The following is a 22352-nucleotide window of genomic DNA, read 5'->3' as shown; positions in this document are numbered from 1 at the left end:
ACCGGTGACGACGCAGAGCCTCCGGTGAACTGGAGGCGGCAGGGATGACGCATCTCACCCGTCCGCGTGCCGGACGTAACTGGACAGCCCGCGAGAGCGCGTGTCAAAGTGCAGGTATGACTGCCGCGGACCCCTTGCTGGCCAAGCGCCGGCACGTCGACTTCCTCCGCGTCCGCAGCGCGATCTGTCGGTGACGCTCCGACCACGCCCCTGCTCAGCCGGGCGCGTGGTGCATCGGCGTCACCGTTGACTCCACCCAGCTCAGCGTCGAGCCGGCTGCCTACGACTGCCGGTGCGCTACGCGTCCCTCACACCACAGATGAGGACGCGCGCCGTGCCACCCGCGATCAAGCGCAAAAAGGCCGAGGGCCAGTGGGCCCTGGGCTACCACGAACCTCTTAACAAGAACGAAGAGAACAAGAAGAACGACGACGGGCTGAATGTCCGCCGCCGCATCATCGACATCTACTCCAAAACCGGTTTCGACTCGATCGACCCCGCCGACCTGCGCGGCCGGTTCCGCTGGATGGGCCTGTACACGCAGCGCAAGCCCGGCATCGACGGCGGCAAGACCGGCGCGCTGGAGGACGAGGAGCTCGAAGACCGCTACTTCATGATGCGGGTGCGGATCGACGGCGGGCAGCTCAGCGGCCCGCAGCTGCGCACGATCGCGGACGTCTCCACCCGGTACGCGCGCGGCACCGCCGACGTCACCGACCGGCAGAACGTCCAGCTGCACTGGGTGCGGATCGAGGACGTCCCGGCGATCTGGGAGGCGCTCGAGGCGGTCGGGCTGCACACGATGGAGGCGTGCGGGGACGTCCCGCGCGTCATCATCGGCTGCCCGCTCGCCGGGATCGCGGCCGACGAGGTCATCGACGCGACGCCGCAGCTCCGCGACGTCCACGACAAGTACATCGGCTCCCCCGAGTTCTCGAACCTGCCGCGCAAGTTCAAGACGGCGATGTCGGGCTGCACCGCGCACTGCACCGTCCACGAGATCAACGACATCGCGTTCGTCGGCGTGGTCAACGAGGCCGGTGAGACCGGGTACCAGCTTTTCGTCGGCGGCGGGCTGTCCACTAACCCGATGTTCGCGCAGAGCCTCGGAGTGTTCGTCAAGCCCGAGCAGGCCACCGAGGTGTGGCACGGCGTCACCTCGATCTTCCGCGACTACGGGTACCGGCGGCTGCGCAGCCGCGCCCGGCTGAAGTTCCTGATGAAGGACTGGGGCGCCGCGAAGTTCCGTGAGGTGCTGGAGAAGGAGTACCTCGGGTACGCGCTGCCTGACGGCCCCGAGCCCGCCGCCCCGCTCCCCCGCCGCGACCACGTCGGCGTCCACCCGCAGCGGGACGGCGGCTTCTACGTCGGGTTCGCGCCGCGCGTCGGCCGGGTGAGCGGCGAGATGCTCGGCGTCATCGGCGACCTGGCCGACCGCTACGGCTCCGGACGGGTGCGGACGACCATCGAGCAGAAGATGGTGATCCTGGACGTCCCGGAGGAGAACACCGAGGCGCTCGTCGCCGAGCTGGCCAAGCACGACCTGCAGGTGCGCCCGTCCACGTTCCGCAGGCAGACGATGGCGTGCACGGGCATCGAGTACTGCAAGCTCGCGATCGTCGACACCAAGCAGCGTTCGATGGACCTGATCGACGAGCTGGAGAAGCGGCTCCCGGACTTCGAGCAGCCGCTCACCATCAACGTCAACGGCTGCCCGAACGCGTGCGCCCGCATCCAGGTCGCCGACATCGGCCTGAAGGGCCAGCTCGTGGTGGACGAGAACGGCGACCAGGTCGAGGGCTTCCAGATCCACCTGGGCGGGCAGCTCGGCGCGTCGTTCGGCAAGAAGGTCCGCGGGCTGAAGACGACCTCGGCCGGGCTGACCGACTACATCGAGAGGGTCGTCCGCAGGTTCGACGAGCAGCGCACGGACGGCGAGTCGTTCGCCGACTGGGTGCACCGCGCCGACGAGGCGGATCTCAAATGACGAGCGGCGGGGGCGAGCGGATGGCGCCGTTCTACTGCCCGTACTGCGGCGAGGAGAGCCTCGAACCACGCGAAGAGCATGGGTCCTGGTTCTGCCCCGACTGCGTTCGTTCCTTCACGTTGAAGTTCCTCGGTGTCGGAGCTCCCCGCACCGCGAGCAAGGAGATCCCCCGGTGACGCTTCTGGAGACCGACAGACCGACCCTTGACCTCGAAGACATCGTCGAGTCAGCGGCCGCCGCGCTGGAGGGCGCGCCCACGCTGGAGGTCATCCGCTGGGCCGTCGCCACGTTCGGCGACCGCATCTGCCTGACCTCGTCCATGTCGGACGCGGCGCTGATCCACCTGGTGTCGAAGGTGAAGCCCGGCATCGACGTGCTGTTCGTCGACACCGGCTACCACTTCGCCGAGACGGTCGGGACCCGGGACGCGGTCGAGGCCGTCTACCCGGTGAACGTCATCAACGTCACGCCGTCCCGCACGGTGGAGGAGCAGGAGGCCGCGCTCGGGCCGCGGCTGTTCGGCCGCAACCCCGACCTGTGCTGCCACCTCCGCAAGGTGGAGCCGCTCGGCCGCGCGCTGGAGGGCTACATGGCGTGGTTCAGCGGGATCCGCCGGGCCGAGACCGCGAGCCGCCGCGACCGGAGGGTCGTCGAGTGGGACCGCAAGCGCGGCATGGTCAAGGTGAACCCGATCCTCGACTGGACGCAGGAGGAGATGGACAACTACATCGAGGACAACGGGGTGCTCGTCAACCCACTGCACTACGACGGCTACCCCTCGATCGGCTGCGCGCCGTGCACCCGTCCGGTCGCGCCGGGCGAGGACCCGCGCAGCGGCCGCTGGGCGGGGCTGGGCAAGACCGAGTGCGGTATCCACCTGTGAGCCGTAGGAGCCCTGTGAGCCTTGGGAGCCGTCCGATGGTGGCGGTCGCGCACGGCAGCCGGGACCCGCGCGCCGCCGCGACCGTCGCGCGCCTGCTCGACGCCGTCCGGGACCGCCGCCCGGACGTGCCCGTGCACGCCTCGTTCCTGGACCACGCGGCGCCCGCGCCCGACCGCGTGCTGGACGGCCTCGCCCGGGACGGCGCCGGCACCGCGGTCGTGCTGCCGCTGCTGCTCACGGCCGCCTACCACAGCAAGACCGACATCCCGGGCGTGCTGAACCGGGTGCGCGGCCTGCACCCGCGGCTGCGGCTCCGCACCGCCGGCACGCTCGGCCCGCACCCGCTCCTCGTGGACGCGCTGGAGCGCCGCCTGTCCGACGCGGGCGTCGTCCCCGGCGACCCGGACACGGCCGTCGTGCTGGTCTCGGCGGGCTCCAGCGACGGCTCCGCCAACGCCACCATCGCGCGGCTGGCCCGCGAGTGGCGGTCGCGCGGCTGGCGTGACGTGGTCCCGGCGTACGCGTCGGCGGCCCGGCCGGCACCGGCCGAGGCGGTGGCGGCCCTTCTCGACGCGGGCGCCCCTCGTGTGGCGGTGGCGTCGTACTTCCTGGCGCCGGGCTACTTCGCCGACAAGGTCCGGGCGGAGTCCCTCGCCGCCGGGGCGGCCGCGGTCTCGCCCGTCCTCGGCGCGGCGCCGGAGGTCGCCGAGCTGATCGTCCGCCGCTACGACGAGGCGCTGGAAACGTCCCGCACGGCCGCCGCCGTCTGACGGCGCGTCCATACGAACAGGCGGCGTACGACAGGCGGCCGGGCCCCGGCGCGCCTGCTCCGCCGAGGCCCTGCACTCACGCTCCGCCGGGCCGGTCAGTCGCCCGGCGGCGGCGAACCGTTGTGCGCCATGGGCGGGGCCGCCAGCACGATCCTCATCACGTCGTCGGGCGCCTCGGTGATCCGGCCGGCGCCGGCGAGGTAGTCGACGACCTCCTGCACCTTGTCGTAGGACGCGGTGGAGCGGCTGTTGTAGAGGGCCCCGGCGAGCTCCTCGTAGTCGTACTGGGTGATCGCGACGCCCTTGCCCAGGACGAAGCAGATCAGCTCGCCGTCGAGCATCTGCCACCAGTCGCCGGCGAGCCCGTCGACCACGGTCCCGTTGTTGCCGAGGGAGACCGTCACCGGCTTGTCGCCGCTGAGGAAGACCGGCACCTGCCGGGTCAGCCGGGTGAGGAACGCCCTGATCCGGCTCCAGGGGAACCTCTTGCCCGACTTGCTCGGCGCGTCCTGGCTCTTGTCCCGGACGGCGTGGACGGCGTCCCTGATGAGCTGGTCGACCGTCCGGGACTTGTCCTCGACCAGCCGTTCGAGCTCGCGGTAGATGTCCTGGCGCAATTCCTGGAACGGGCCCATGTTGTTCTGCCTCAGCACGTCCACGCACTGGTGCGAGAGCGAACGGGGCTCCTGGCCGTTCGGGGAGACGGGCGCGGCGGGCGCGGCGGAGACCGCCGGGGAAACGGGGGACGCCGGAGAGAGGCGCGAATACCCGGCGGCGGTGAGGGCTATCTGCGGATTGTTGTCCCCGTTGGCGGTGGGGACGACGGCCACCAGGCCGCGCTCCTCGGCCAGGGAGACCAGTGTGGACATGAACTTCGGGCGGGCCGTGAACGTCCCGACCTGCTTCTGGAATCGCGGGTCGCGCGCGGAGAGGTGCTTTCGCAGGTCGGTCATCCGCGACTGCCCGGACGCCGCGCCTATCGCCCGGACCAGCGTGTTGACGGCGTCCTCGCGTTTCATCCAGTCGTCGTCCCAGTCGAGGCGCTCGCCGCCCGCCGTGGGGGGCGCGAAGGTCCCCAGATGGATGAATTCGACGCCGCCGTGAATGGTGTCGAGCATCTCCGCGACGCTCTTCACGCTCCCCCGGAACGACGCCACCGAGACCGCGACGCCGGATTCGTGCGCCCGCCCGACCCGCTCATGGACGGCCGCCGTGACCGACGCGTCGTCCACCGTGCCGGGGAGTTCGGTCCAGATATGGCCGTCGGTCCGCTCCGGCCTGGCCTGACCCGGCACGACGATGTATTCGACCTTCGTGGGGGGCGGGCCTTCATAGGCGGCGTTGAACGCCTCCAGTATCGCGCCTTCGGTTCCCGCATGCGCGCGCGTCAGATCAATGAGCCTGTACATCTCGTCCTCCGTTTACGCTGGGGACCTCATCATCGAAGAGTGAGGTCCCCAGCGGAAGTAAAGTGAGCGGGCCGCCAGTTGGCTAGCCCCGCTTGAGGAGTGCCCACTTCAGGAAAGCGCCGACGCTGACGCCCAGCAGCAGACCCACGGTCTGCGCGGGAAAGATCGTCGCTGTCACGGCTGTTCCGGTGAGCACCACCGCACAGATCAGGAACTCGGTCTCTCGGTCCATCATCGCCTCTAACGTGTCGTTCTCGGGCGACTCGAACTGGGACGGCGACTTCCTGGCGGACTTCGACTTCAGACGAGAACTGTGAAACTGGAAGACTGCGACGTCGACTGGCGACTGGTGATTAACGACTGCTGACTGGAGAACTCAAGACTGGGACTCAGGACTGCGACTGCTCGACTGCGACTGCAGGACTCGGACGCGGACTGGTCAACTCAGACTGGTGAGGCAGCGCGAACGCTACCGCAAGCCGAGTGTACCTTCTGCGTGGACTTCGCGCCACCCGCGCACCCGTTCCGCCGTCTCCGGCCACCGGGTGGCGGTCAGGTGCGGTCGCGCCACCAGGACGCGATGGCGCGGCGGATGGGGGCGTGGTGCTCGTCGTCGACGATCTTGACGTCGCCCATCACGGCGTTGGCGGTGACGTGCACGACGGGCACGCGGGCGCCGGGCAGCGGGTCGCGGACGGCGACCTTGCGGGCGCCCAGGAAGTTGTGCCCGGTCACCTCGACCCGGACGCCGTCCGGGACGATGATCTTGATGTCGCCCATCACGGCGTGGGCGGTGACGCTGACCTCGCCGGTGGGGACCTGGGCGCCGCGCAGGTCGAGCTCGACGTCGCCCATCACCGAGACGGCCTCCAGCGGGCCGTCGATGCGGCCGACGATGCGTTCCTTGCAGTCGCCCATGACGGCGCTGAACTTGCGCTTGACCTGGAGCGGCGCGGGGTTGGCGCCGGGGGCGCCCATGCCGGGCAGGTCGGCGGTGATGTCCTCAAGGTCGCCGCGGGTGACGGCGGCGTAGGCGGCCTCGGTCCGCTCGGTGAGCTCCTCGAAGGTGAGCCGTCCCTCGACGGAGGCGATCCGCAGCCGCTCGACGACGGCCTCCCGCTCGGCGTCGGACGCGCGTACCGTCTCGGGCGACCGGGTCGCCTCGGGCACGCGGATCGCGCCGGGAGCCGCCGTGATCTCGTCACGGGGCTCGGCGACGGGCCGGCCGGGGTGCAGGTCCTGCCGCCCGTCCCGCGGGCGGCTCGGGGACGGCCGCTCCGGCTGCGGACTGGACTGACTCATGATTCCGAAGGTATGCCCCCGGTGACCGTGGGCAATCCGCCGCGCGGACGAGATCGTCCCACCACTTCAGGAGGATGGACGCCGGACCAGCCTACCGGCAGGATCGAACCTTGCCCGAACGGGGTTCTGTATCGTGCGTATCCAGGGCCTGAACGCGGGGAGCCGCAGGGGTCGGGTCGCAGGGTGAGGGAGTCGCAGGGTGACGCACGAGGTGGTCAACCAGGTTCCCCCGCTCGCGGGGCACGACGTGTCCGACGACGCCGTCCTGCTGGACGGGCTGGCGCGGGAGGGCGCAGGGTGGGCGGAGCCCGGGGTGCGCGAGCTCGGCCGGCTGGCGGGCACCTGGCGGGCCCAGGAGCTGGGACGTCTCGCGAACGAGCACCCGCCGGTCCTGCGCACCCATGACCGGTACGGGAACCGGATCGACGAGGTCGAGTTCCATCCGGCGTGGCACGAGCTGATGACCGTCGCGGTGACGCACGGGCTGCACGGCTCGCCGTGGACCGATCCACGTGAGGGCGCGCACGTCGCGCGAGCGGCCAAGTTCTACGCGTGGCGGGTGGACGCGGGCCACGGCTGCCCGATCTCGATGACGTACGCGGCCGTCCCGGCGCTGCGCCGGTCGCCCGAGCTGGCCGCGCTGTACGAGCCGCTTCTGGCCAGGCGCGAGTACGACTTCGGCCTGCGCGCCCCGCTCACGAAGGACGCGCTGCTCGCCGGGATGTCGATGACGGAGAAGCAGGGCGGGTCGGACGTCCGCGCCAACTCCACGCAGGCCGCGCCCCAGCCGGACGGGACGTACCGGCTCACCGGCCACAAGTGGTTCACCAGCGCCCCGATGTGCGACGTGTTCCTGACGCTCGCGCAGGCGCCGGACGGCCTCACCTGCTTCCTCGTCCCCCGCGTCCTGCCGGACGGCGCGCTGAACCCGCTGCGGCTGATGCGGCTCAAGGACAAGCTCGGCAACAGGTCCAACGCGTCCGCCGAGGTGGAGTACGAGAACGCGGTCGCGTGGCGGGTCGGGGACGAGGGCCGCGGCGTGCGCACGATCATCGAGATGGTGAACATGACCCGGCTGGACTGCGTGATCGGCGCGGCGTCCGGGATGCGGCACGGCGTGACGGCCGCCGTCCACCACGCGGCGCACCGCGGGGCGTTCGGGCGGTACCTGATCGACCAGCCGCTGATGCGCAACGTCCTCGCCGACCTCGCGATCGAGTCGGAGGCGGCCACGATCACGATGCTGCGGCTCGCGGGCGCCACCGACCGGTCGGTGCGCGGCGACGAGTCCGAGACGGCGTTCAAGCGGCTCGGGCTGGCGGCCAGCAAGTACTGGATCTGCAAGCGGTGGCCCGCGCACGCCGCCGAGGCGCTCGAATGCCTGGGCGGCAACGGCTACGTGGAGGAGTCGGGCATGCCGCGCCTGTTCCGCGAGTCGCCGCTGAACTCGATCTGGGAGGGCTCGGGCAACGTCGCCGCGCTGGACGTGCTGCGCGCCATGGCGAAGGAGCCGCAGGCCGTCGAGGCGCTGTTCGCGGAGATCGAGGCGGCGTCCGGCGGCGACGCGCGGCTGGACGCGGCCGTCCGGGAGGTGAAGGACGCGCTCGCCGGCACCGCGACGATCGAGGTCAGGGCGCGCCGGATCGTCGAGCGGCTGGCGCTGACGCTGCAGGGGTCGCTGCTGGTCAGGCACGGTCACCCGGCCGTCGCGGACGCCTTCTGCGCGACGCGCCTCGCGGGCGACCAGGGCGGCGCGTTCGGCACCCTGCCCGCGGGCGTGGACTTCGGCGCCGTCATCGAGCGGGCGATCCCGAAGCCGTCCGGCGGAGCAGGCGGTCGAGCGTGACGGCGGCGAGGATGAGCAGGCCCTCGATCACCTGCTTGTAGGTGGGGTCCCAGCCGAGCAGGTTGAACCCGTTGGAGATGAGCGTCAGGATCAGCACGCCCGCGAGGCAGCGCCACACGGCGCCCTCGCCGCCGAGGATGCTCGTCCCGCCGATGACGACGGCGGCGATGGCGGTCAGTTCGAGGAGCGAGCCGAGACCGGCCTGGGCGGAGCCGGCGCGGGTCGTCATGACGAGCCCGGCCGTCCCGGCGCAGGCGCCGCTGACGGCGAACACGGCGACCCGGACGGGCGCGACCCTGATGCCCGACAGCCGCGCCGCCTCGGCGTTGCCGCCGACGGCGTGGACGGCCCGGCCGAGCGTCGTCGCGGCGAGCAGGACCCAGCAGGCGGCGGCGGCGCCCGCGAGGACCAGCGTCGGGACGGTGATCCCGCCGAGCACGGTCGGCAGGCTCAGCGCCTGGAACGCGTCGAGCTGCCCGGCGTGCGGGTAGACGATGGCGCCCCCGGTGATCACGACCGCGAGGCCCCGGTAGACGATGCTCAGCGCCAGCGTCGCGATGAAGGAGTGCACGCGCGACAGCGCGACGACGAGCCCGGTCACGGTCCCCATCAGCACGCCGGTGGCGACGCCCGCCGCGTACCCGGCGGGCACCCCGGCGGACCTGGTGACCAGGACGGCGACGACCGCGCTGACCGCCAGCACGGCGCTCACCGACAGGTCGAACACGCCGCAGACGATGCACAGCGTCATGCCGCACGCCAGCAGGCCGACGACGACGGCCTGGTCGAGGACGTTGACCAGGTTCCCCTTCGTGAGGAACGTGCCGGTCGACAGGGACAGCGCGACGACGAGACCGGCGAGCGCCACGACGATCCCGTGATCGCGGACCGCCGCGTACCTCATCGCAGGCCCGCCGACGCGAGGACGTCCTCGGCGCTCGCGCCCCGAGGGAACTCGCCCGCGACGCGGCCGTCCCGCATCACCAGGACGCGGTGCGCGAGCCCGAGCACCTCCTCGACCTCCGAGGACGCCATGAGCACGCCCACGCCCCGCGCCGCCAGACCGGCGATCAGCCGGTGGATCTGGACCTTGGCGGCCACGTCGACACCGCGTGTCGGCTCGTCCACCAGCAGGACGCGCGGCGACCGGACAAGCCACTTGCCGAACACCGACCGCTGCTGGTTGCCGCCCGACAGCGTCCACGCGGGACGGCCGAGCCCGGCGCCCCGGACGCCGAGCGTCTCCGCGGCGTCCCCCACGGCGAGGCGTTCCGCGCGGCGCCGCACGAACCCGAGGCGGCGCCGGTCCGGCAGGCTGGCCAGGGCCAGGTTCTCGGCGGCGGACCGGACGAGCACGAGCCCCTGGTCGGCGCGCGACTCCGGCACCAGCCCGGCGCCGAGGGCCATCGCGGCGGACGGCCCCTTCCCGGTGACCCGGCGGCCCATGATCGTCACCTCGCCGCCGTGCGGGCGGTCGGCGCCGAAGACGAGCCGCAGCGTCTCCGTCCGGCCGCTGCCGACGAGCCCGGCCAGCCCGACGATCTCCCCCGCCCGCACGTCCAGGCTGACGCCCCGCACCGCGGTCCCGCGCGACAGCCCGCGCACGGCCAGCACGACGGGGGCGCCGTCCGGGACGGGTGCGGGCTCGGGGTACAGCATCTCGACGGGGCGTCCGACCATGGCGCGCATCAGGTCCGCGGCCGTCAGGTCGGCGGCGGGCGCGGTGGTGACGTGCCGGCCGTCCCGCAGGACGGTGACCGTGTCGCAGGAGGCGAGGACCTCCCCCAGCCGGTGCGAGATGAGGACGATCGCGATCCCGTCGCGTTCGGCGAGGTCGCGGGCCAGGCGGAGCAGGCGGGCGGCGGCGGGCCCGGGCAGCAGGGCGGTCGGCTCGTCGAGGGCGATCAGGCGCGCGCCCCGGGCCAGGGCGCGCAGGATCTCGATCTGCTGGCGGTGGACGAGCGGCAGGTCGCCCGCGCGGGCGGACGGGTCCAGCGCGAACCCCGTCCGGTCGAGGAGGGCGGCGAGGCGGCGGCGGTCCCCCGCCGGGTCGCGCAGGCCGCCCAGGCGGCCGGGCCCGGCGCCGAGGAAGACGTTGTCGGCCACGCTGAGGCCGGGGACGATCGCGCCTTCCTGCGTGACGAGCGCGAGGCCGTGCCGCAGCGCGTCGCGCGGTGAGCGGATGCCCACCGGTTCGCCGTCCATGGCGACGCGCCCGGAGTCCGCCCGCACGGCGCCGCACAGGACGCGCGCCAGCGTGCTCTTCCCCGCGCCGTTCTCGCCGACGAGCCCGTGCACCCGCCCGCCGCGCAGGGTCAGCGAGACGTCGTGCAGGACGGTGATCCCGCCGTAGCCCTTGCGGATGCCTTCGAGCGCGACGTCCACGCCGCCGCTACTCGTCGTACTCGCCGGTGACCCCGGACGAGACGATCAGGTCCTTGGTGAGCGTTCCCCCGTTCGGCGCGAGGGACGAGATCTCGGTCGTCACCGGGACCTTGTCGCCGCGCGCCTTCGCCAGCCCCAGCTCGGCGGCCTTCTCCCCGGCGGTCCGGACCGGCAGGTACGGGATGCCGAACCAGCGGCCCTCGCGGACCGCGGTCACCGCCTGCCGCGACGCGCCGTTGCCGACGTAGCGGATGTCCTTGCCCTTCGCCACGCCCTCGGCGCCGAACAGGGCCTGCGACGACCCGATGACCACGTCGACGTCGGGATGGGCCTGCAGCAGGTCCTGCATCGCCTTGCGGCCGGAGTCGCGGGTGTAGCCGCCCTCGACCTGCGCGACGACCTCCACGTCCTTGGCGCCCTTCAGGGAGTCGACGACCGCCTTCGTGCGCGCGTTGTCGAGCGGCAGCGTCTTCAGCCCCTCCAGGTAGGCGACCTTGCAGGGCTTGGCCTTGCCGGCCTGGCAGGCGCCGATGCCGAGGACGCCGAGCTGCCTGCCGTTCTGCACCGGGACGTCCACCAGCGAGATCACGCCCGGGACCTGCGGCTCGGCGGTGTCGTGGCGCGTCCCGACCGGGGTGAACTGGACGACGACCGCGATGCCGCTCCGGACGGCCTGCCGCACGGCGGGCACGACGGCGGCCCCGTCGTTGGCCTGCAGGACGAACACGCCGAAGCGCTTGGACGTGATCGCGTCCTGCAGCTGGCGGAGCTGCGTCTGCGCGTCGAAGCCGGAATCGAAGAACTCCGCCTTCCCGCCCTCCTTCGCCGCCCGTTCCCGCACGCCCTCGAACGTGGCCTGCGAGAACGAGTTGGCCTTCGCGAACCCGAAGAACGCGATGCTCCTGGCGTCCCCGGACGAGCCGGAGCCGCCGTCGTCCGAATCGGTGCACGCCGCGAGCGCGAGGACCAGACACGCCGCGATGACCATTCCCAGCCTTCTCACGGTTTCCGCCCCACTCCCACGTAGAACCATTCCCCGCCGGGACGCTCCCGGTCCAGGTCACTCTCGGGCCGCCATTCGCTGACCACGGTGACGCCCGGTTCCAGCACCTCGAACCCGTCGAAGAACCTGGAGATCGCGGCGTGGCCGCGGTGGATCAGGGGCGCCGTGGCGCCGTCGTAGACCTCCCTGGCCGCCGCGCCCACCTCCGGGTGGGCGTCGTCGGTCAGGTGCGACACGATCAGGTGGCTGCCCGGCGCCATCCGCTCGGCGAACGCCCGGACGACGCCCCACGGGTCCTCGTCGTCGGTCAGGCAGTGCAGGACGGCGACGAACAGCACCGCGACCGGCTCGGAGAAGTCGATCAGCTCCAGGACCCCGGGGTGCGTCAGGATCTCGCGCGGCTTGCGAACGTCCTGCTGGACGACGTTCGTGGTCGCGTCGATGGCCTTGAGCGCGCGGGCGTGGGCCAGCACGACCGGGTCGTAGTCGACGTAGACGACGCGCGCGCCGGGCGCCTCCCGCTGGGCGACCTCGTGCACGTTCTCCTGGGTCGGCAGCCCGGTGCCGAGGTCGAGGAACTGCCTGATCCCGTCCCGGGCGGCGAGCCGGACGGCGCGGCCGAGGAACCGCCGGTTGGCGATGCAGATGTCCCGGCTCGGGCCGAGCGCCATGATCTTCTCGGCGGCCTCCCGGTCGGCCGGGTAGTTGTCCTTGCCGCCCAGGTAGTAGTCGTACATCCGAGCGGCATTGGGAGTGTTCGCGTCGAAGTCGTACGGCGCGAATTCCTCTTCTGTCACCAATGCCCCTTACACGGCGTTTGCAAGCTGACTGGCGCCGAGTATGGCCCGAGAAGATCGCAAAGACATAACTCCGTGATGATCATCCGGTATCCCGATTTCCGGCAGACTCATTCGCGGGTTTCGGTCAAGGTTTCCGGCCCACCGCGCCGTAGGCGTCGACGGGCGGGACGTCCCCGTCCGCCGGCCGCCACCCGCTGATCGGGACGAGCCCGGGCTCGACCAGCTCAAGCCCCTCGAAGCACCGCGCGAGCTGCCCGGGGGCGCGCAGGACGTAGGGGACGCCACCGCTCTCGGCGAGCCGCTCCGCGCCCTCGACGACCTCCGCGCCGGTGTCGGTCCCGTCCCACATCACCAGGTGGCTGCCGGGCGACGTCGCGTCCATCACACGCCCGACGATCGCGCGCACCACGGCCATGTCGGGCTCGTAGCCGAGCACGCCCATGAACATGACCGCCGCCGGCTCGCGGAAGTCCACCACCTTCCGGGCCTCGGCGACGATCCGGTCCGGGTCGTGGTAGTCGGCGTGCACGTACGTGGTCGTGCCCTCCGGGGTGGTGCTGCCGAGCAGCGCGCGGGCGTGCACGAGGACCAGCGGATCGTTGTCGACATAGACGACCCTGGACTCGGACGCGATGCCCTGCGCGACCTCGTGCGTGTTCTGCATGGTCGGCAGCCCGGTCCCGATGTCGATGAACTGGCGCACGCCGCACTCGCGCGCGAGGAAGCCGACGGCGCGGACGAGGAACCGCCGCGACTCCCGCGCCATGGTGACGATCTCCGGGTACACCGCGGCCACCGCGTCGCCGGCGGCACGGTCGGACACGTAGTTGTCCCGGCCGCCCATCCAGTAGTTCCAGATCCGTGCCGCGTGCGGGATCTCGGCCTTGATGGCGGAGGGCGCCCGCGCGTCGCGGTCGGGCATGGACTCCCCTTTCCTCGCGGGGCGGGCGCCGGCGGACGATGATCGTCACCGGTCGGCTCAACGTACTGGCTCCGGGGAACCCGCCGGCGCGCTTTGGAGAACCCACCGACACCGGAACGAGACGCGGGTGCGACCTCGTCCGGTCAGGCTGGGACGGCGACCATCCGTCCAGCATCGGAGGCCCCGGGGTGTCGGTCCGACGGCTCGCCGCGCTCGGCGCGGCACTGCTGGCGGTCGCCGTGCTCACCGGGTGCGCGGGCGGCGGAGGCGGCGGCCCCGCCCCTGCGCAGCGGGCCTGGTTCGGCGTCGCCCTGCTGCCGGACGGGGACGCCGAGCTCGACCTGCACGCGGCGGGCCGGCTGCGGTCGGACGCCGATGTCCGGGCGCTCGCCCGGCGGATCGCCGCGGACATGTTCCCCGGCGCGCGGGACGTCCGCGTCCGCACCGAGCAGGGCCCCGGCATCCCGTTCGCCAGGGCCTCGATCGACCGGGCCTACCGGACGGGACGGAGCCCGGCCCTGCGGCTCGCCGTCCTCGTCCTGCCGGTGCTGGGCGCGGCGGGGGTCGCGCTGGGCTTCTTCGTCCGGCGCCGGGTCTTCGCGCTGCCCGCCGCAGGCGTCGCCGTCGCCACCGCGCTCGCCGCGGTCGTCCTGCCGGCCGGACGGCAGGGCGACAACCTCGGCGTCGCGGGCCTGCTCGGCGGGACGGCGCTGGAGGTCGCCACCGTCGCGCCGCTCGCGGCCGTGCCGCTCGGGCTGCCCGCCGCGATGCTGCTGGCCGTGGTGTCCGTCCGCGGCCTCACCCGGCCGGACGTCCCCGCAGGCCACGAGGCGAGGCCGCACGACACCGGGGTGTTCTGGTGACGGCGCCGAGCCGCACCGGCCGCCGCCGGATCGTAAACTGAAGGTCATGTCCGACGGCCACTCCCCGTGCACCTGCGTCATCTGCAATGACTACGGTGACCGCGACCGCTTGGACAACTTCCAGCTCCGCACCATCGTGCACATCACGGAGTACGGGTGGAGCGTCGTCCTCGTCCATCCCGACGACACCGGGCCCGGCTGGGCGTACACGATCGGCCTGTGGCACAGCCACGGCGCGCCCGAGCTGGCCATGTTCGGCGGCGACGTGTACGAGATGGAGGAGTCGCTCAACACGCTCGGCCGGCAGACCGCCGACGGGGAGACCCCGGCGGACGGCGACCGCCGCGACGGCATCGTCCGCGGGCAGCCCGCCGCGTTCCGCGAGGTCGACCCGCACTGGTACGACGGGCTGTTCGGCGGGGCCGTGGCGTTCTACCGGCGCCCCCCGCTGCCGATGCTGCAGGTCGTCTGGCCCAACCCGGACGGGCTGTTCCCCTGGCAGCCCGGCACGGACCTGCCGTTCCGCCACTCCCAGCCGTGGCTGTGGCTCACCCCCAAGCAGCACGCCAGGGGTGTCTGGACACGGCGGCTCTGACCGGCCCCGATCGGGCGCCGGGGGCATACGATCGGCGGAGTGTACGGGACGCTCTCCGAGCCGATCCGGACCCAGCGCCTCGTCCTGGAGCCGCTGGCCGTCCATCACGCCGACGAGATGGCGCCCGTCCTGGACGATCCGCGCCTGCACCGCCACATCGGCGGCGAGCCCCTCACCCTCGACGAGCTGCGCGCCCGATACGCGCGCCTCGTCGCCGGGCCCGCGCCCTACCACCAGGAGTACTGGCTGAACTGGATCGTCCGGCGCGTCCGCGACGGGCAGGCGATCGGGTACGTCCAGGCCACCGTCGCGCCCGCCCCGCCCGGCTTCTGCGTGACGCCCGCCGCCGCCGGCTCGACCGTGACGCCGGGCCCGCCGCGCCGCGTCGCGTCCGTGGCCTGGGTGATCGGGATGCCCTACCAGGGGTTCGGGTTCGCGACCGAGGCGGCCCGCGCGCTGCTGGACTGGCTGCTGGCGCACGGCGTCCGCGACGTCGTCGCCACCGTCCACCCGGAGAACCGCCCGTCCGAGGCCGTCGCGGCCAAGCTCGGGCTCCGGCCCACCCGCGAGACCACCGACGACGGTGAGACCGTCTGGCGCCTCCCCCACGCGGCCCAGTGACACTCCGATGACACCCCGTGGGGCGCGGGTGGCGGCTGGAGGACGGTGGGTAGGCCACAATCGACGCGGCAGGACGAACCGGTCGAGGAGTTGGAGCGCATGCGGGAGGTTTGGCCCGGGGACCCCTATCCGCTGGGCGCCACCTGGGACGGCACGGGCACGAACTTCGCGCTGTTCTCCGAGGTGGCGCACCAGGTCGAGCTGTGCATGTTCGACGCCGACGGGCACGAGACGCGGCTGGCGCTGCCCGAGGTGGACGGGTTCGTCTGGCACGGCTACCTGCCGGGCATCGGCCCCGGGCAGCGGTACGGGTACCGCGTGCACGGGCCGTTCGACCCGCGCGAAGGCCACCGGTGCAACCCGGCCAAGCTGCTGCTCGACCCCTACGGCAAGGCCGTCGAGGGCGGAGTCCGCTGGCACGAGTCGCTGTTCTCGTACCGGTTCGCCGACCCCGACGTCCTGAACGAGGACGACAGCGCCCCGTACATGCCGAAGAACGTGGTGATCAACCCGTTCTTCGACTGGGCCGACGACCGGCCGCCGCGCGTCCCGTACCACGAGAGCGTCATCTACGAGGCGCACGTCAAGGGCCTGACGAAGCTGCACCCCGGCGTCCCGGCGGAGCAGCGCGGCACGTACGCGGGCATCGCGCACCCGGTGATGATCGACCACCTGCTCGACCTCGGCGTGACGGCCGTGGAGCTGATGCCGGTGCACCAGTCGATCCCCGAGCACGCGCTGGTGGCGCGGGGCCTCGGCAACTACTGGGGCTACAACACGATCGGGTTCTTCGCGCCGCACAACGCGTACGGGTCGTCCGGGCAGTGCGGCGAGCAGGTGCTGGAGTTCAAGGCGATGGTGCGCGCCCTGCACGAGGCGGGCATCGAGGTCATCCTGGACGTCGTCTACAACCACACCGCCGAAGGCGACCATCTCGGCCCGACGCTGTCGTTCCGCGGCATCGACAACGCGTCGTACTACCGGCTGCGCGACGACGACAAGCGCTACCACCTCGACTACACCGGCTGCGGCAACTCCCTGAACGTCCGCAACCCGCACGCGCTGCAGCTCATCATGGACTCGCTGCGCTACTGGATCCTGGAGATGCACGTCGACGGGTTCCGCTTCGACCTGGCGTCCGCGCTGGCCCGCGAGCTGCACGACGTGGACCGGCTCGCCGCGTTCTTCGACCTCGTCCAGCAGGACCCGGTGGTGTCCCAGGTGAAGCTGATCGCCGAGCCGTGGGACGTCGGCGAGGGCGGCTACCAGGTCGGCAACTTCCCGCCGCTGTGGACGGAGTGGAACGGCAAGTACCGCGACACCGTCCGCGACTTCTGGCGCGGCTCGTACGCGACGATGCCGGAGTTCGCGTCCCGCCTGACGGGATCGTCCGACCTGTACGAGCACAGCGCGCGGCGGCCGTTCGCGTCCATCAACTTCGTCACCTGCCACGACGGGTTCACGCTGACCGACCTCGTCTCCTACGACCACAAGCACAACGACGCCAACGGCGAGGACAACCGGGACGGCACCGACGACAACCGGTCGTGGAACAGCGGCGTCGAGGGCCCGTCCCGGGACCCCGCCGTCCTCGACCTGCGCGCCCGGCAGCGCCGCAACTTCCTGGCGACGCTGTTCCTGTCCCAGGGCGTGCCGATGCTCTCCCACGGCGACGAGCTGGGCCGCACGCAGAGGGGCAACAACAACGCCTACTGCCAGGACAACGAGATCTCCTGGGTCCACTGGGGGGACTCCGACGACACGGAGTTCGTCCGGATCCTGTCGAGGCTGCGGCGCGACCACCCGGTGTTCCGCCGCCGCCGCTTCTTCACCGGGACCGGCACCGGCGCGGCGGCCGACATCGCGTGGCTGACCCCGGCCGGCGAGAGCATGACCGACCACGACTGGAACGTCGGGTTCGCCAAGTCCCTGGGCGTGTTCCTCAACGGCGACGCCATCACCGAACCCGACCCGCGCGGGCGCCGCGTCCGCGACGACTCGTTCCTCCTGCTGATCAACGCGGGCTCCGCGCCGGTGGAGTTCACGCTCCCCGGCGGCGAGTACGGCGAGCGCTGGGAGTTCGCCCTCGACACCGCCGAACCCGGCACCGCCGGCGAGCGCCCCCGCGTCAAGGCCCGCGACACCGTCCCCCTCACCGACCGGTCGCTGACCGTCCTCCGCCGCGCCCCCTAGAACCTGCCCCCTAGGACCCGGTGATCTCCATGACGGTGAGGAACACGAGGACGAACGTCGTCACGGCCACGCCGCCGTGGACGGCGACGGCGGTGGCCGGGAACGCCTGCCCGATGCCGCGGGCGTGGCGGCCGCCCCGGCCGACGAGCCAGCGGGTGAACAGCATGAACCCCTGGATGATGACGACCAGCAGCGCCGCGAACGCGCCCCACGCGTAGGCGGCGCGGCCGGTGGCCACATAGAGGACCCACACGGCGAGGCCGATGAGGGCGGCCAGGGGATGGCCGACGACGATCAGGATCGGGAAGCGCGTCACCTTCGTCGAGGCTCCCCCGTGCGTCATCCAGATGATCAGCAGGTAGCCGCCCGCCACGGCGGCGAGGATCCACGCGGCAAGCGCGGCGAACTCCACCCCCGGCTCCTTCCATGCAATTCTCAAACCCCCGTCCCCCGGCCCCAGTGTCGCCCTTTCACTGGCCCGCCATGACGGATTCGTACAGATTGCTGCACGGAGGGTCAGCATCGGTGTGCAGTAGCTTGGGCCTCCTATGCGAGCCCTCACCCCGTCCGCCGGCGACGTCGACCTCGCCGAGCGGTACGCCTACCCGCCCGGCGGCACCTGGCTGCGGGCCAACATGGTCGCCAGCCTGGACGGCGCGGCGCAGCGCGAGGAGCGCAGCGGCGGCCTCGGCAACCCCGCCGACCGGCACCTGTTCCTGCTGCTGCGCGGGCTCGCCGACGTCGTCATCGTCGGCGCCAACACGGTGCGCGCCGAGGGCTACGGGCCCGTCGTGCCGAGCGAGGGCTGGGACGGGGTCCGGGACGGGCGGCCGCCCGTCCCGCCGCTGGCGATCGTCTCCCGCACCCTCGACCTGGACTTCGACGCGCCGATCTTCACGGCGGCGAAGGCCAGGACGATCGTGCTGGCGACCGCGACCGCCGACCCGGCGCGGCTGGAGGCCGCGCGGGAGCGCGCCGACGTGATCGTCGCCGGGACGGACTCGCTCGACTTCGCCGCCGCCGTCGGGGAGCTCGCGGCGCGCGGCCACCGGCGCCTTCTGTGCGAGGGCGGTCCGGGCGTGCTCGCGCAGGTGGTGGCGGCCGGGCTGCTCGACGAGCTGTGCCTCACCCTGAGCCCGCTGCTGATCGGCGGGCACCCGACGCGGATCCTGAACGGGCCGCCGGTGCCCGTCCCGCCGGAGCTGGCCCTCACCCACGCGCTGCAGGACGACGACTTCCTCTTCCTCCGCTACGCCCGCAGCCGGTAGCGGACGAACAGGACGCCTTCGTCCAGGTAGAGGGCCGTGGGGTCGAGCGGCACCTCGGCGTCCAGGCCATGCAGAAGACGGGTGTGGTGGGGGCCGCCGAGCAGGGTCGGGGCGATGTTCAGGCACAGCTCGTCGACGAGGGACGCGCGGATCAGCGCGGTCGCCAGCGCCGGGCCGCCTTCGCAGAGGAGATGCTCGTGACCGAGCCCTTCGCGGAGCGTCCGAAGGGCGGCGGGCAGGTCGACGTCGTCCTCGCCCTCGGCGACCACCTGGACCGCGCTCGGGACCCTGGCCCGCGCGGCACGCGATGTGACGACGATGGTCGGCGTCTCGGCCTCGGTGAACAGCGGGAGCGTCCAGTCGAGATCGGCGGAGCGGCTGACCACGACGATGGGCGCGGGCGGCCCGCCGCGGCGCGCGCGCAGATCGCGGCGTAGCCGGGCCGGGCCGAGACGCCCTGTGCGGACGGTCCCGGCGCCCACGAGGATCGCGTCGGCGAGGGCCCGCAGCGTCCGGAAGACGCGGAAGTCGGCGTCGCCGCCGAGCGCGTCCGTCCAGCCTTCGGCGTCGGTGGCGGAGCCGTCCACGCTCATCACCATGCCGAGCCGCAGCCCCGGAGCGTCGCGGTAGGCGTCGTACGGATCGACGCCGCCGGCGGGTGGTCCGGGCAGCAGACGGCGCATGACCTGCAGGTTATCGGACGGCCTTTGTCCGCCCCCGCCTTGTCCTTTTGTCGGTCCGGGGGCGCACTATAGGGGGATGGACCTGCCGATCAGTCTGCCGCTGTCGCCGATGCTGGCCAAGGCGGTCAAGACCATGCCCAAGGGCGACCTGCTGTACGAGCCGAAGTGGGACGGCTTCCGCTGCATCGTGTTCCGCGACGGCGACGAGGTGGAGCTGTCCAGCCGGGGCGAGCGGCCGCTGACCCGGTACTTCCCCGAGCTGGTCGAGGCGGTGCGGCGCGAGCTGCCCGAGCGGTGCGTGGTCGACGGCGAGATCGTCCTGCCGCGGGGGACGCGCCTCGACTTCGAGGCCCTCCAGCAGCGCATCCATCCGGCCGCGTCGCGGGTCAAGCTGCTGGCCGCGGAGACCCCGGCGTCGTTCGTCGCGTTCGACCTGCTGGCGGTCGGTGACGAGTCGCTGATGGAGGTGCCGCTCGGCGAGCGCCGGCGGCGGCTCGTCGACACGCTGTCCGGGGTGGGCGCGCCGATCCACGTGACGCCCGCGTCCGACTCCTACGAGCTGGCGCTGCGCTGGTTCGACGAGTTCGAGGGCGCCGGGCTCGACGGCGTCATCGCCAAGCCGCGCGACGTCCCGTACGAGCCCGACAAGCGGGTCCTGTTCAAGGTGAAGCACGAGCGGACCGCCGACTGCGTGGTGGCGGGCTTCCGCTGGCACAAGTCCGGCCCGATCGTGGGGTCGCTGCTGCTCGGCCTCTACAACGACAAGGGGCATCTCCAGCACGTGGGGGTCGCGGCGTCGTTCACGATGAAGCGCCGCGCCGAGCTGGTCGAGGAGCTCCAGCCGTACCGCCTGGAGGATCTCTCGGAGCATCCGTGGTCGGAGTGGGCGAGCCAGAACGAGGCGACCGCCGACCGGATGCCGGGCGCGGTCTCCCGCTGGACGGGCAAGAAGGACCTGAGCTGGGTACCGCTGCGCCCCGACCTGGTGGTCGAGGTCGCGTACGAGGCGATGGAGGGCAGCCGGTTCCGGCACACCGCCCGCTTCCGCAACTGGCGCCCGGACCGGACGCCCGAGTCGTGCACCTATGAGCAGCTTGAGGTCCCGATCGCGTACGACTTGGCCGACATCCTCACCGGGGAGGCGACCAGCCCGCGCGTCGACCGCTGACGGCTCCCGGCCCGGCCCGGGGCCTGCGGCAGGGCGGCCGGGACGCGTGGGTGAGCGTCCCGGCCGCGCCGCCCCCCGTGCGGGATGGTCAGGGTCGCTGCGTCTCGTTCTCGATGATCTGGCGGATCAGCTCGTCGTCCGACCGAGCGCGCGCCGCTCCTTTCGGCGCGTCGAAGGGGCGCAGGTAGGTCTGCTTGACGCCGGGCTGACGGTCCTCGATCACGAACGTCGCCTTGGTCGACGCCTTCGCGTCGTGCGTCCGGACGGTCGGCAGCGTCTTGAAGTCGGCCTTCATCTCGTCCTTGGCCATCCTGGTGAGGACGTAGCCGCGCTGGTTGTTGTAGAACCGCAGATGCGGGTTGATCTTGAGGAAGGGGTGGTCGGCGGGGTTGGAGTCCGCCCCGTCGCCGCCGCTGGTGATGGACGAGCACACCAGCTCGGCGCCGACCGTCTTGGAGCCGGCGTCGTCGTAGTCGGCCTTGAGGTCGCTCGCCCAGTGGGCGTGGACGTCGCCGGTGAGCACGACGGGGTTGCGGACCTTGGCGTCCAGCCAGCCCTTGGTGATGCGGTCGCGGGACGCGGCGTAGCCGTCCCAGGAGTCCATCGAGGTCTTCTTGACGGGGCCTTCGGTGTTGTCGCGCTGCGCGAAGAACACCTGCTGGCCGAGGACGTCCCACTGGGCGCGGGAGCGGCGGAAGCCGTCCAGCAGCCAGCGCTCCTGGCGGTCGCCGGTGATGGAGCGCTTCGGGTCGAGCGCGTCGGGGCAGTCCTTGTAGCCGTCGCCGCAGGCCTGGTCGTCGCGGAACTGGCGGGTGTCGAGCATGTGGAAGCTGGCGAGCCGGCCCCAGGAGACCCGCCGGTAGACCTGGATGTCGGGACCGCGCGGGATGGAGCGGCGGCGCAGCGGCATGTTCTCGTAGTACGCCTGGAACGCGGCGGCGCGGCGGGCGCGGAACGCCTCGGGTGACGGGGTGTCGGAGTTGTTCTCGGGGACGTCGTCGGCCCAGTTGTTCTCGACCTCGTGGTCGTCGAACACGACGAGCCACGGCGCCGACTGGTGCGCGGCCTGCAGGTCGCGGTCGGACTTGTACTGGGCGTGCCGCTGCCGGTAGGTCGCCAGCGTGACGGTCTCGGGGCCCTCGTGGTCGCGGACGTTGCCGCCCGGGATGGTGTAGACGCCCTTCTTGTACTCGTACTGGTAGTCGCCGAGGTGCAGGATCAGGTCGGGGTTCTCTTCGGCGAGCCGCCGGTACGCGGTGAAGTAGCCGTGCTCGAACTGGGAGCAGGACACGAACGCCATCGCGAGGGCGGGGCCGTAGGTGGCCGGATGGGGGGCGGTGCGGGTCCGTCCGGCCGGGGAGATGTGGCTGCCGGCGCGGAAGCGGTACCAGTACTCGCGGCCGGGGCGCAGGCCGTTCAGCTCGATGTGGACGGAGTGCGCGGACGCGGCGCGGGCGGCGGCGGTGCCGCGGCGCTCGATGCGGCGGAAGCGCTCGTCGGAGGAGACCTCCCAGCCGACGGGGATCGTCCGTGCGGGCATGCCGCCGAGGCCGTCCTCGGCGAGGGGGTCGAGGGCCAGCCTGGTCCAGAGGACGAACCCGTCCGGTTCGGGGTCGCCGGACGCGACCCCGAGGGTGAACGGGTCGCCGTCGAG

General features: G+C 72.3%; 22 protein-coding genes. 11 read left to right on the top strand and 11 right to left on the bottom strand.

From position 1 onward, the window contains the following. Positions 1 to 319: 319 nt before the first annotated feature. Genes ETD83_RS20775 through ETD83_RS20760 form a run of 4 tightly spaced genes read left to right on the top strand, consistent with a single transcriptional unit; the run spans position 320 to position 3640 of the window. On the top strand, positions 320 to 1987 hold the full coding sequence (locus tag ETD83_RS20775) for a nitrite/sulfite reductase (RefSeq protein ID WP_171064348.1): 1668 nt from the start codon (positions 320 to 322) through the stop codon (positions 1985 to 1987). After that, the gene (locus ETD83_RS20770; RefSeq protein WP_138646802.1) at positions 1984 to 2163 is read left to right on the top strand and encodes an Insertion element protein; all 180 of its coding nucleotides are present in this window, start codon (positions 1984 to 1986) and stop codon (positions 2161 to 2163) included. The genes ETD83_RS20775 and ETD83_RS20770 overlap by 4 nt, the downstream gene beginning before the upstream one ends. Next, a complete protein-coding gene (locus ETD83_RS20765) occupies positions 2160 to 2870 on the top strand; it encodes a phosphoadenylyl-sulfate reductase (protein WP_138646801.1) in 711 nt (236 codons plus the stop codon). Before ETD83_RS20770 ends, ETD83_RS20765 begins: the two co-directional genes overlap by 4 nt. A 35-nt stretch (positions 2871 to 2905) precedes the next feature. Next, complete coding sequence (locus tag ETD83_RS20760; RefSeq protein ID WP_138646810.1) at positions 2906 to 3640, top strand: sirohydrochlorin chelatase; 735 nt, start codon at positions 2906 to 2908, stop codon at positions 3638 to 3640. Positions 3641 to 3735: 95 nt separating this feature from the next. On the opposite strand, the gene ETD83_RS20755 is transcribed toward ETD83_RS20760, so the two are convergent. The 3 genes from ETD83_RS20755 to ETD83_RS20750 form a co-directional block, all read right to left on the bottom strand. Beyond that, the gene (locus tag ETD83_RS20755) at positions 3736 to 5049 is read right to left on the bottom strand and encodes a hypothetical protein (protein WP_138646800.1); all 1314 of its coding nucleotides are present in this window, start codon (positions 5047 to 5049) and stop codon (positions 3736 to 3738) included. Positions 5050 to 5131: 82 nt separating this feature from the next. After that, positions 5132 to 5284, bottom strand: a complete 153-nt coding sequence (locus ETD83_RS42670; protein ID WP_165964538.1) for a hypothetical protein — start codon at positions 5282 to 5284, stop codon at positions 5132 to 5134. A gap of 317 nt (positions 5285 to 5601) precedes the next feature. Then, positions 5602 to 6351, bottom strand: coding sequence for a DUF1707 SHOCT-like domain-containing protein (locus ETD83_RS20750; protein ID WP_138646799.1), 750 nt, complete (start codon positions 6349 to 6351; stop codon positions 5602 to 5604). A 199-nt stretch (positions 6352 to 6550) separates the two neighbouring features. Between ETD83_RS20750 and ETD83_RS20745 the strand changes: the two genes are divergently transcribed. Then, the gene (locus ETD83_RS20745; protein ID WP_138646798.1) at positions 6551 to 8197 is read left to right on the top strand and encodes an acyl-CoA dehydrogenase family protein; all 1647 of its coding nucleotides are present in this window, start codon (positions 6551 to 6553) and stop codon (positions 8195 to 8197) included. Here the strand turns inward: ETD83_RS20745 and ETD83_RS20740 are convergent. From ETD83_RS20740 to ETD83_RS20720, 5 genes are all read right to left on the bottom strand, one after another. Then, positions 8145 to 9101 (bottom strand): ABC transporter permease, encoded by a 957-nt coding sequence (locus ETD83_RS20740; RefSeq protein ID WP_138646797.1) that lies wholly within the window; start codon positions 9099 to 9101, stop codon positions 8145 to 8147. The two genes, ETD83_RS20745 and ETD83_RS20740, sit on opposite strands and share 53 nt — an antisense overlap. Next, complete coding sequence (locus ETD83_RS20735) at positions 9098 to 10582, bottom strand: sugar ABC transporter ATP-binding protein (RefSeq protein ID WP_138646796.1); 1485 nt, start codon at positions 10580 to 10582, stop codon at positions 9098 to 9100. The genes ETD83_RS20740 and ETD83_RS20735 overlap by 4 nt, the downstream gene beginning before the upstream one ends. 7 nt (positions 10583 to 10589) lie before the next feature. Further along, positions 10590 to 11585, bottom strand: coding sequence for a sugar ABC transporter substrate-binding protein (locus tag ETD83_RS20730; RefSeq protein WP_230421049.1), 996 nt, complete (start codon positions 11583 to 11585; stop codon positions 10590 to 10592). Beyond that, the gene (locus tag ETD83_RS20725) at positions 11582 to 12382 is read right to left on the bottom strand and encodes an SAM-dependent methyltransferase (RefSeq protein WP_138646795.1); all 801 of its coding nucleotides are present in this window, start codon (positions 12380 to 12382) and stop codon (positions 11582 to 11584) included. Before ETD83_RS20725 ends, ETD83_RS20730 begins: the two co-directional genes overlap by 4 nt. A gap of 127 nt (positions 12383 to 12509) precedes the next feature. After that, on the bottom strand, positions 12510 to 13307 hold the full coding sequence (locus tag ETD83_RS20720) for an SAM-dependent methyltransferase (RefSeq protein WP_138646794.1): 798 nt from the start codon (positions 13305 to 13307) through the stop codon (positions 12510 to 12512). 188 nt (positions 13308 to 13495) lie between these two features. Here ETD83_RS20720 and ETD83_RS20715 point away from each other — a divergent pair, with 188 nt between their 5' ends. The 4 genes from ETD83_RS20715 to glgX all read left to right on the top strand — a co-directional run bounded on the left by ETD83_RS20715 (position 13496) and on the right by glgX (position 17579). Continuing rightward, positions 13496 to 14170 carry a hypothetical protein gene (locus tag ETD83_RS20715; protein WP_138646793.1) on the top strand — a complete coding sequence of 225 codons (675 nt, stop codon included), beginning with the start codon at positions 13496 to 13498 and terminating at the stop codon, positions 14168 to 14170. A 46-nt stretch (positions 14171 to 14216) separates the two neighbouring features. After that, entirely contained in the window at positions 14217 to 14765 is a 549-nt protein-coding gene (locus tag ETD83_RS20710; protein ID WP_138646792.1) for a DUF4262 domain-containing protein, read from the top strand. Between the two features lie 39 nt (positions 14766 to 14804). After that, positions 14805 to 15386, top strand: a complete 582-nt coding sequence (locus ETD83_RS20705) for a GNAT family N-acetyltransferase (RefSeq protein WP_138646791.1) — start codon at positions 14805 to 14807, stop codon at positions 15384 to 15386. Between the two features lie 99 nt (positions 15387 to 15485). After that, positions 15486 to 17579: a glycogen debranching protein GlgX gene (gene glgX / locus ETD83_RS20700; protein WP_138646790.1), complete on the top strand. Its 2094-nt coding sequence runs from the start codon at positions 15486 to 15488 to the stop codon at positions 17577 to 17579. A gap of 10 nt (positions 17580 to 17589) precedes the next feature. Here the strand turns inward: glgX and ETD83_RS20695 are convergent, their stop codons facing one another. After that, positions 17590 to 17991, bottom strand: coding sequence for a hypothetical protein (locus tag ETD83_RS20695; RefSeq protein WP_138646789.1), 402 nt, complete (start codon positions 17989 to 17991; stop codon positions 17590 to 17592). A gap of 136 nt (positions 17992 to 18127) precedes the next feature. On the opposite strand from ETD83_RS20695, the gene ETD83_RS20690 reads away from it, so the two are divergent. Next, positions 18128 to 18847 (top strand): pyrimidine reductase family protein, encoded by a 720-nt coding sequence (locus tag ETD83_RS20690; RefSeq protein ID WP_138646788.1) that lies wholly within the window; start codon positions 18128 to 18130, stop codon positions 18845 to 18847. Here the strand turns inward: ETD83_RS20690 and ETD83_RS20685 are convergent. Beyond that, positions 18829 to 19530, bottom strand: a complete 702-nt coding sequence (locus ETD83_RS20685; RefSeq protein WP_138646787.1) for a dihydrofolate reductase family protein — start codon at positions 19528 to 19530, stop codon at positions 18829 to 18831. The genes ETD83_RS20690 and ETD83_RS20685 overlap by 19 nt on opposite strands. A gap of 76 nt (positions 19531 to 19606) precedes the next feature. Between ETD83_RS20685 and ETD83_RS20680 the strand changes: the two genes are divergently transcribed. Then, positions 19607 to 20698, top strand: a complete 1092-nt coding sequence (locus ETD83_RS20680; RefSeq protein ID WP_138646786.1) for an ATP-dependent DNA ligase — start codon at positions 19607 to 19609, stop codon at positions 20696 to 20698. A gap of 88 nt (positions 20699 to 20786) precedes the next feature. Here the strand turns inward: ETD83_RS20680 and ETD83_RS20675 are convergent. Beyond that, the coding region (locus ETD83_RS20675; protein WP_138646785.1) for an alkaline phosphatase D family protein at positions 20787 to 22352 on the bottom strand (1566 nt) is incomplete at its 5' end.

This window comes from Actinomadura soli, from assembly GCF_005889715.1.
Classification (GTDB): domain Bacteria; phylum Actinomycetota; class Actinomycetes; order Streptosporangiales; family Streptosporangiaceae; genus Spirillospora; species Spirillospora soli.
This window is presented reverse-complemented; position numbering and strand designations above follow the sequence as displayed.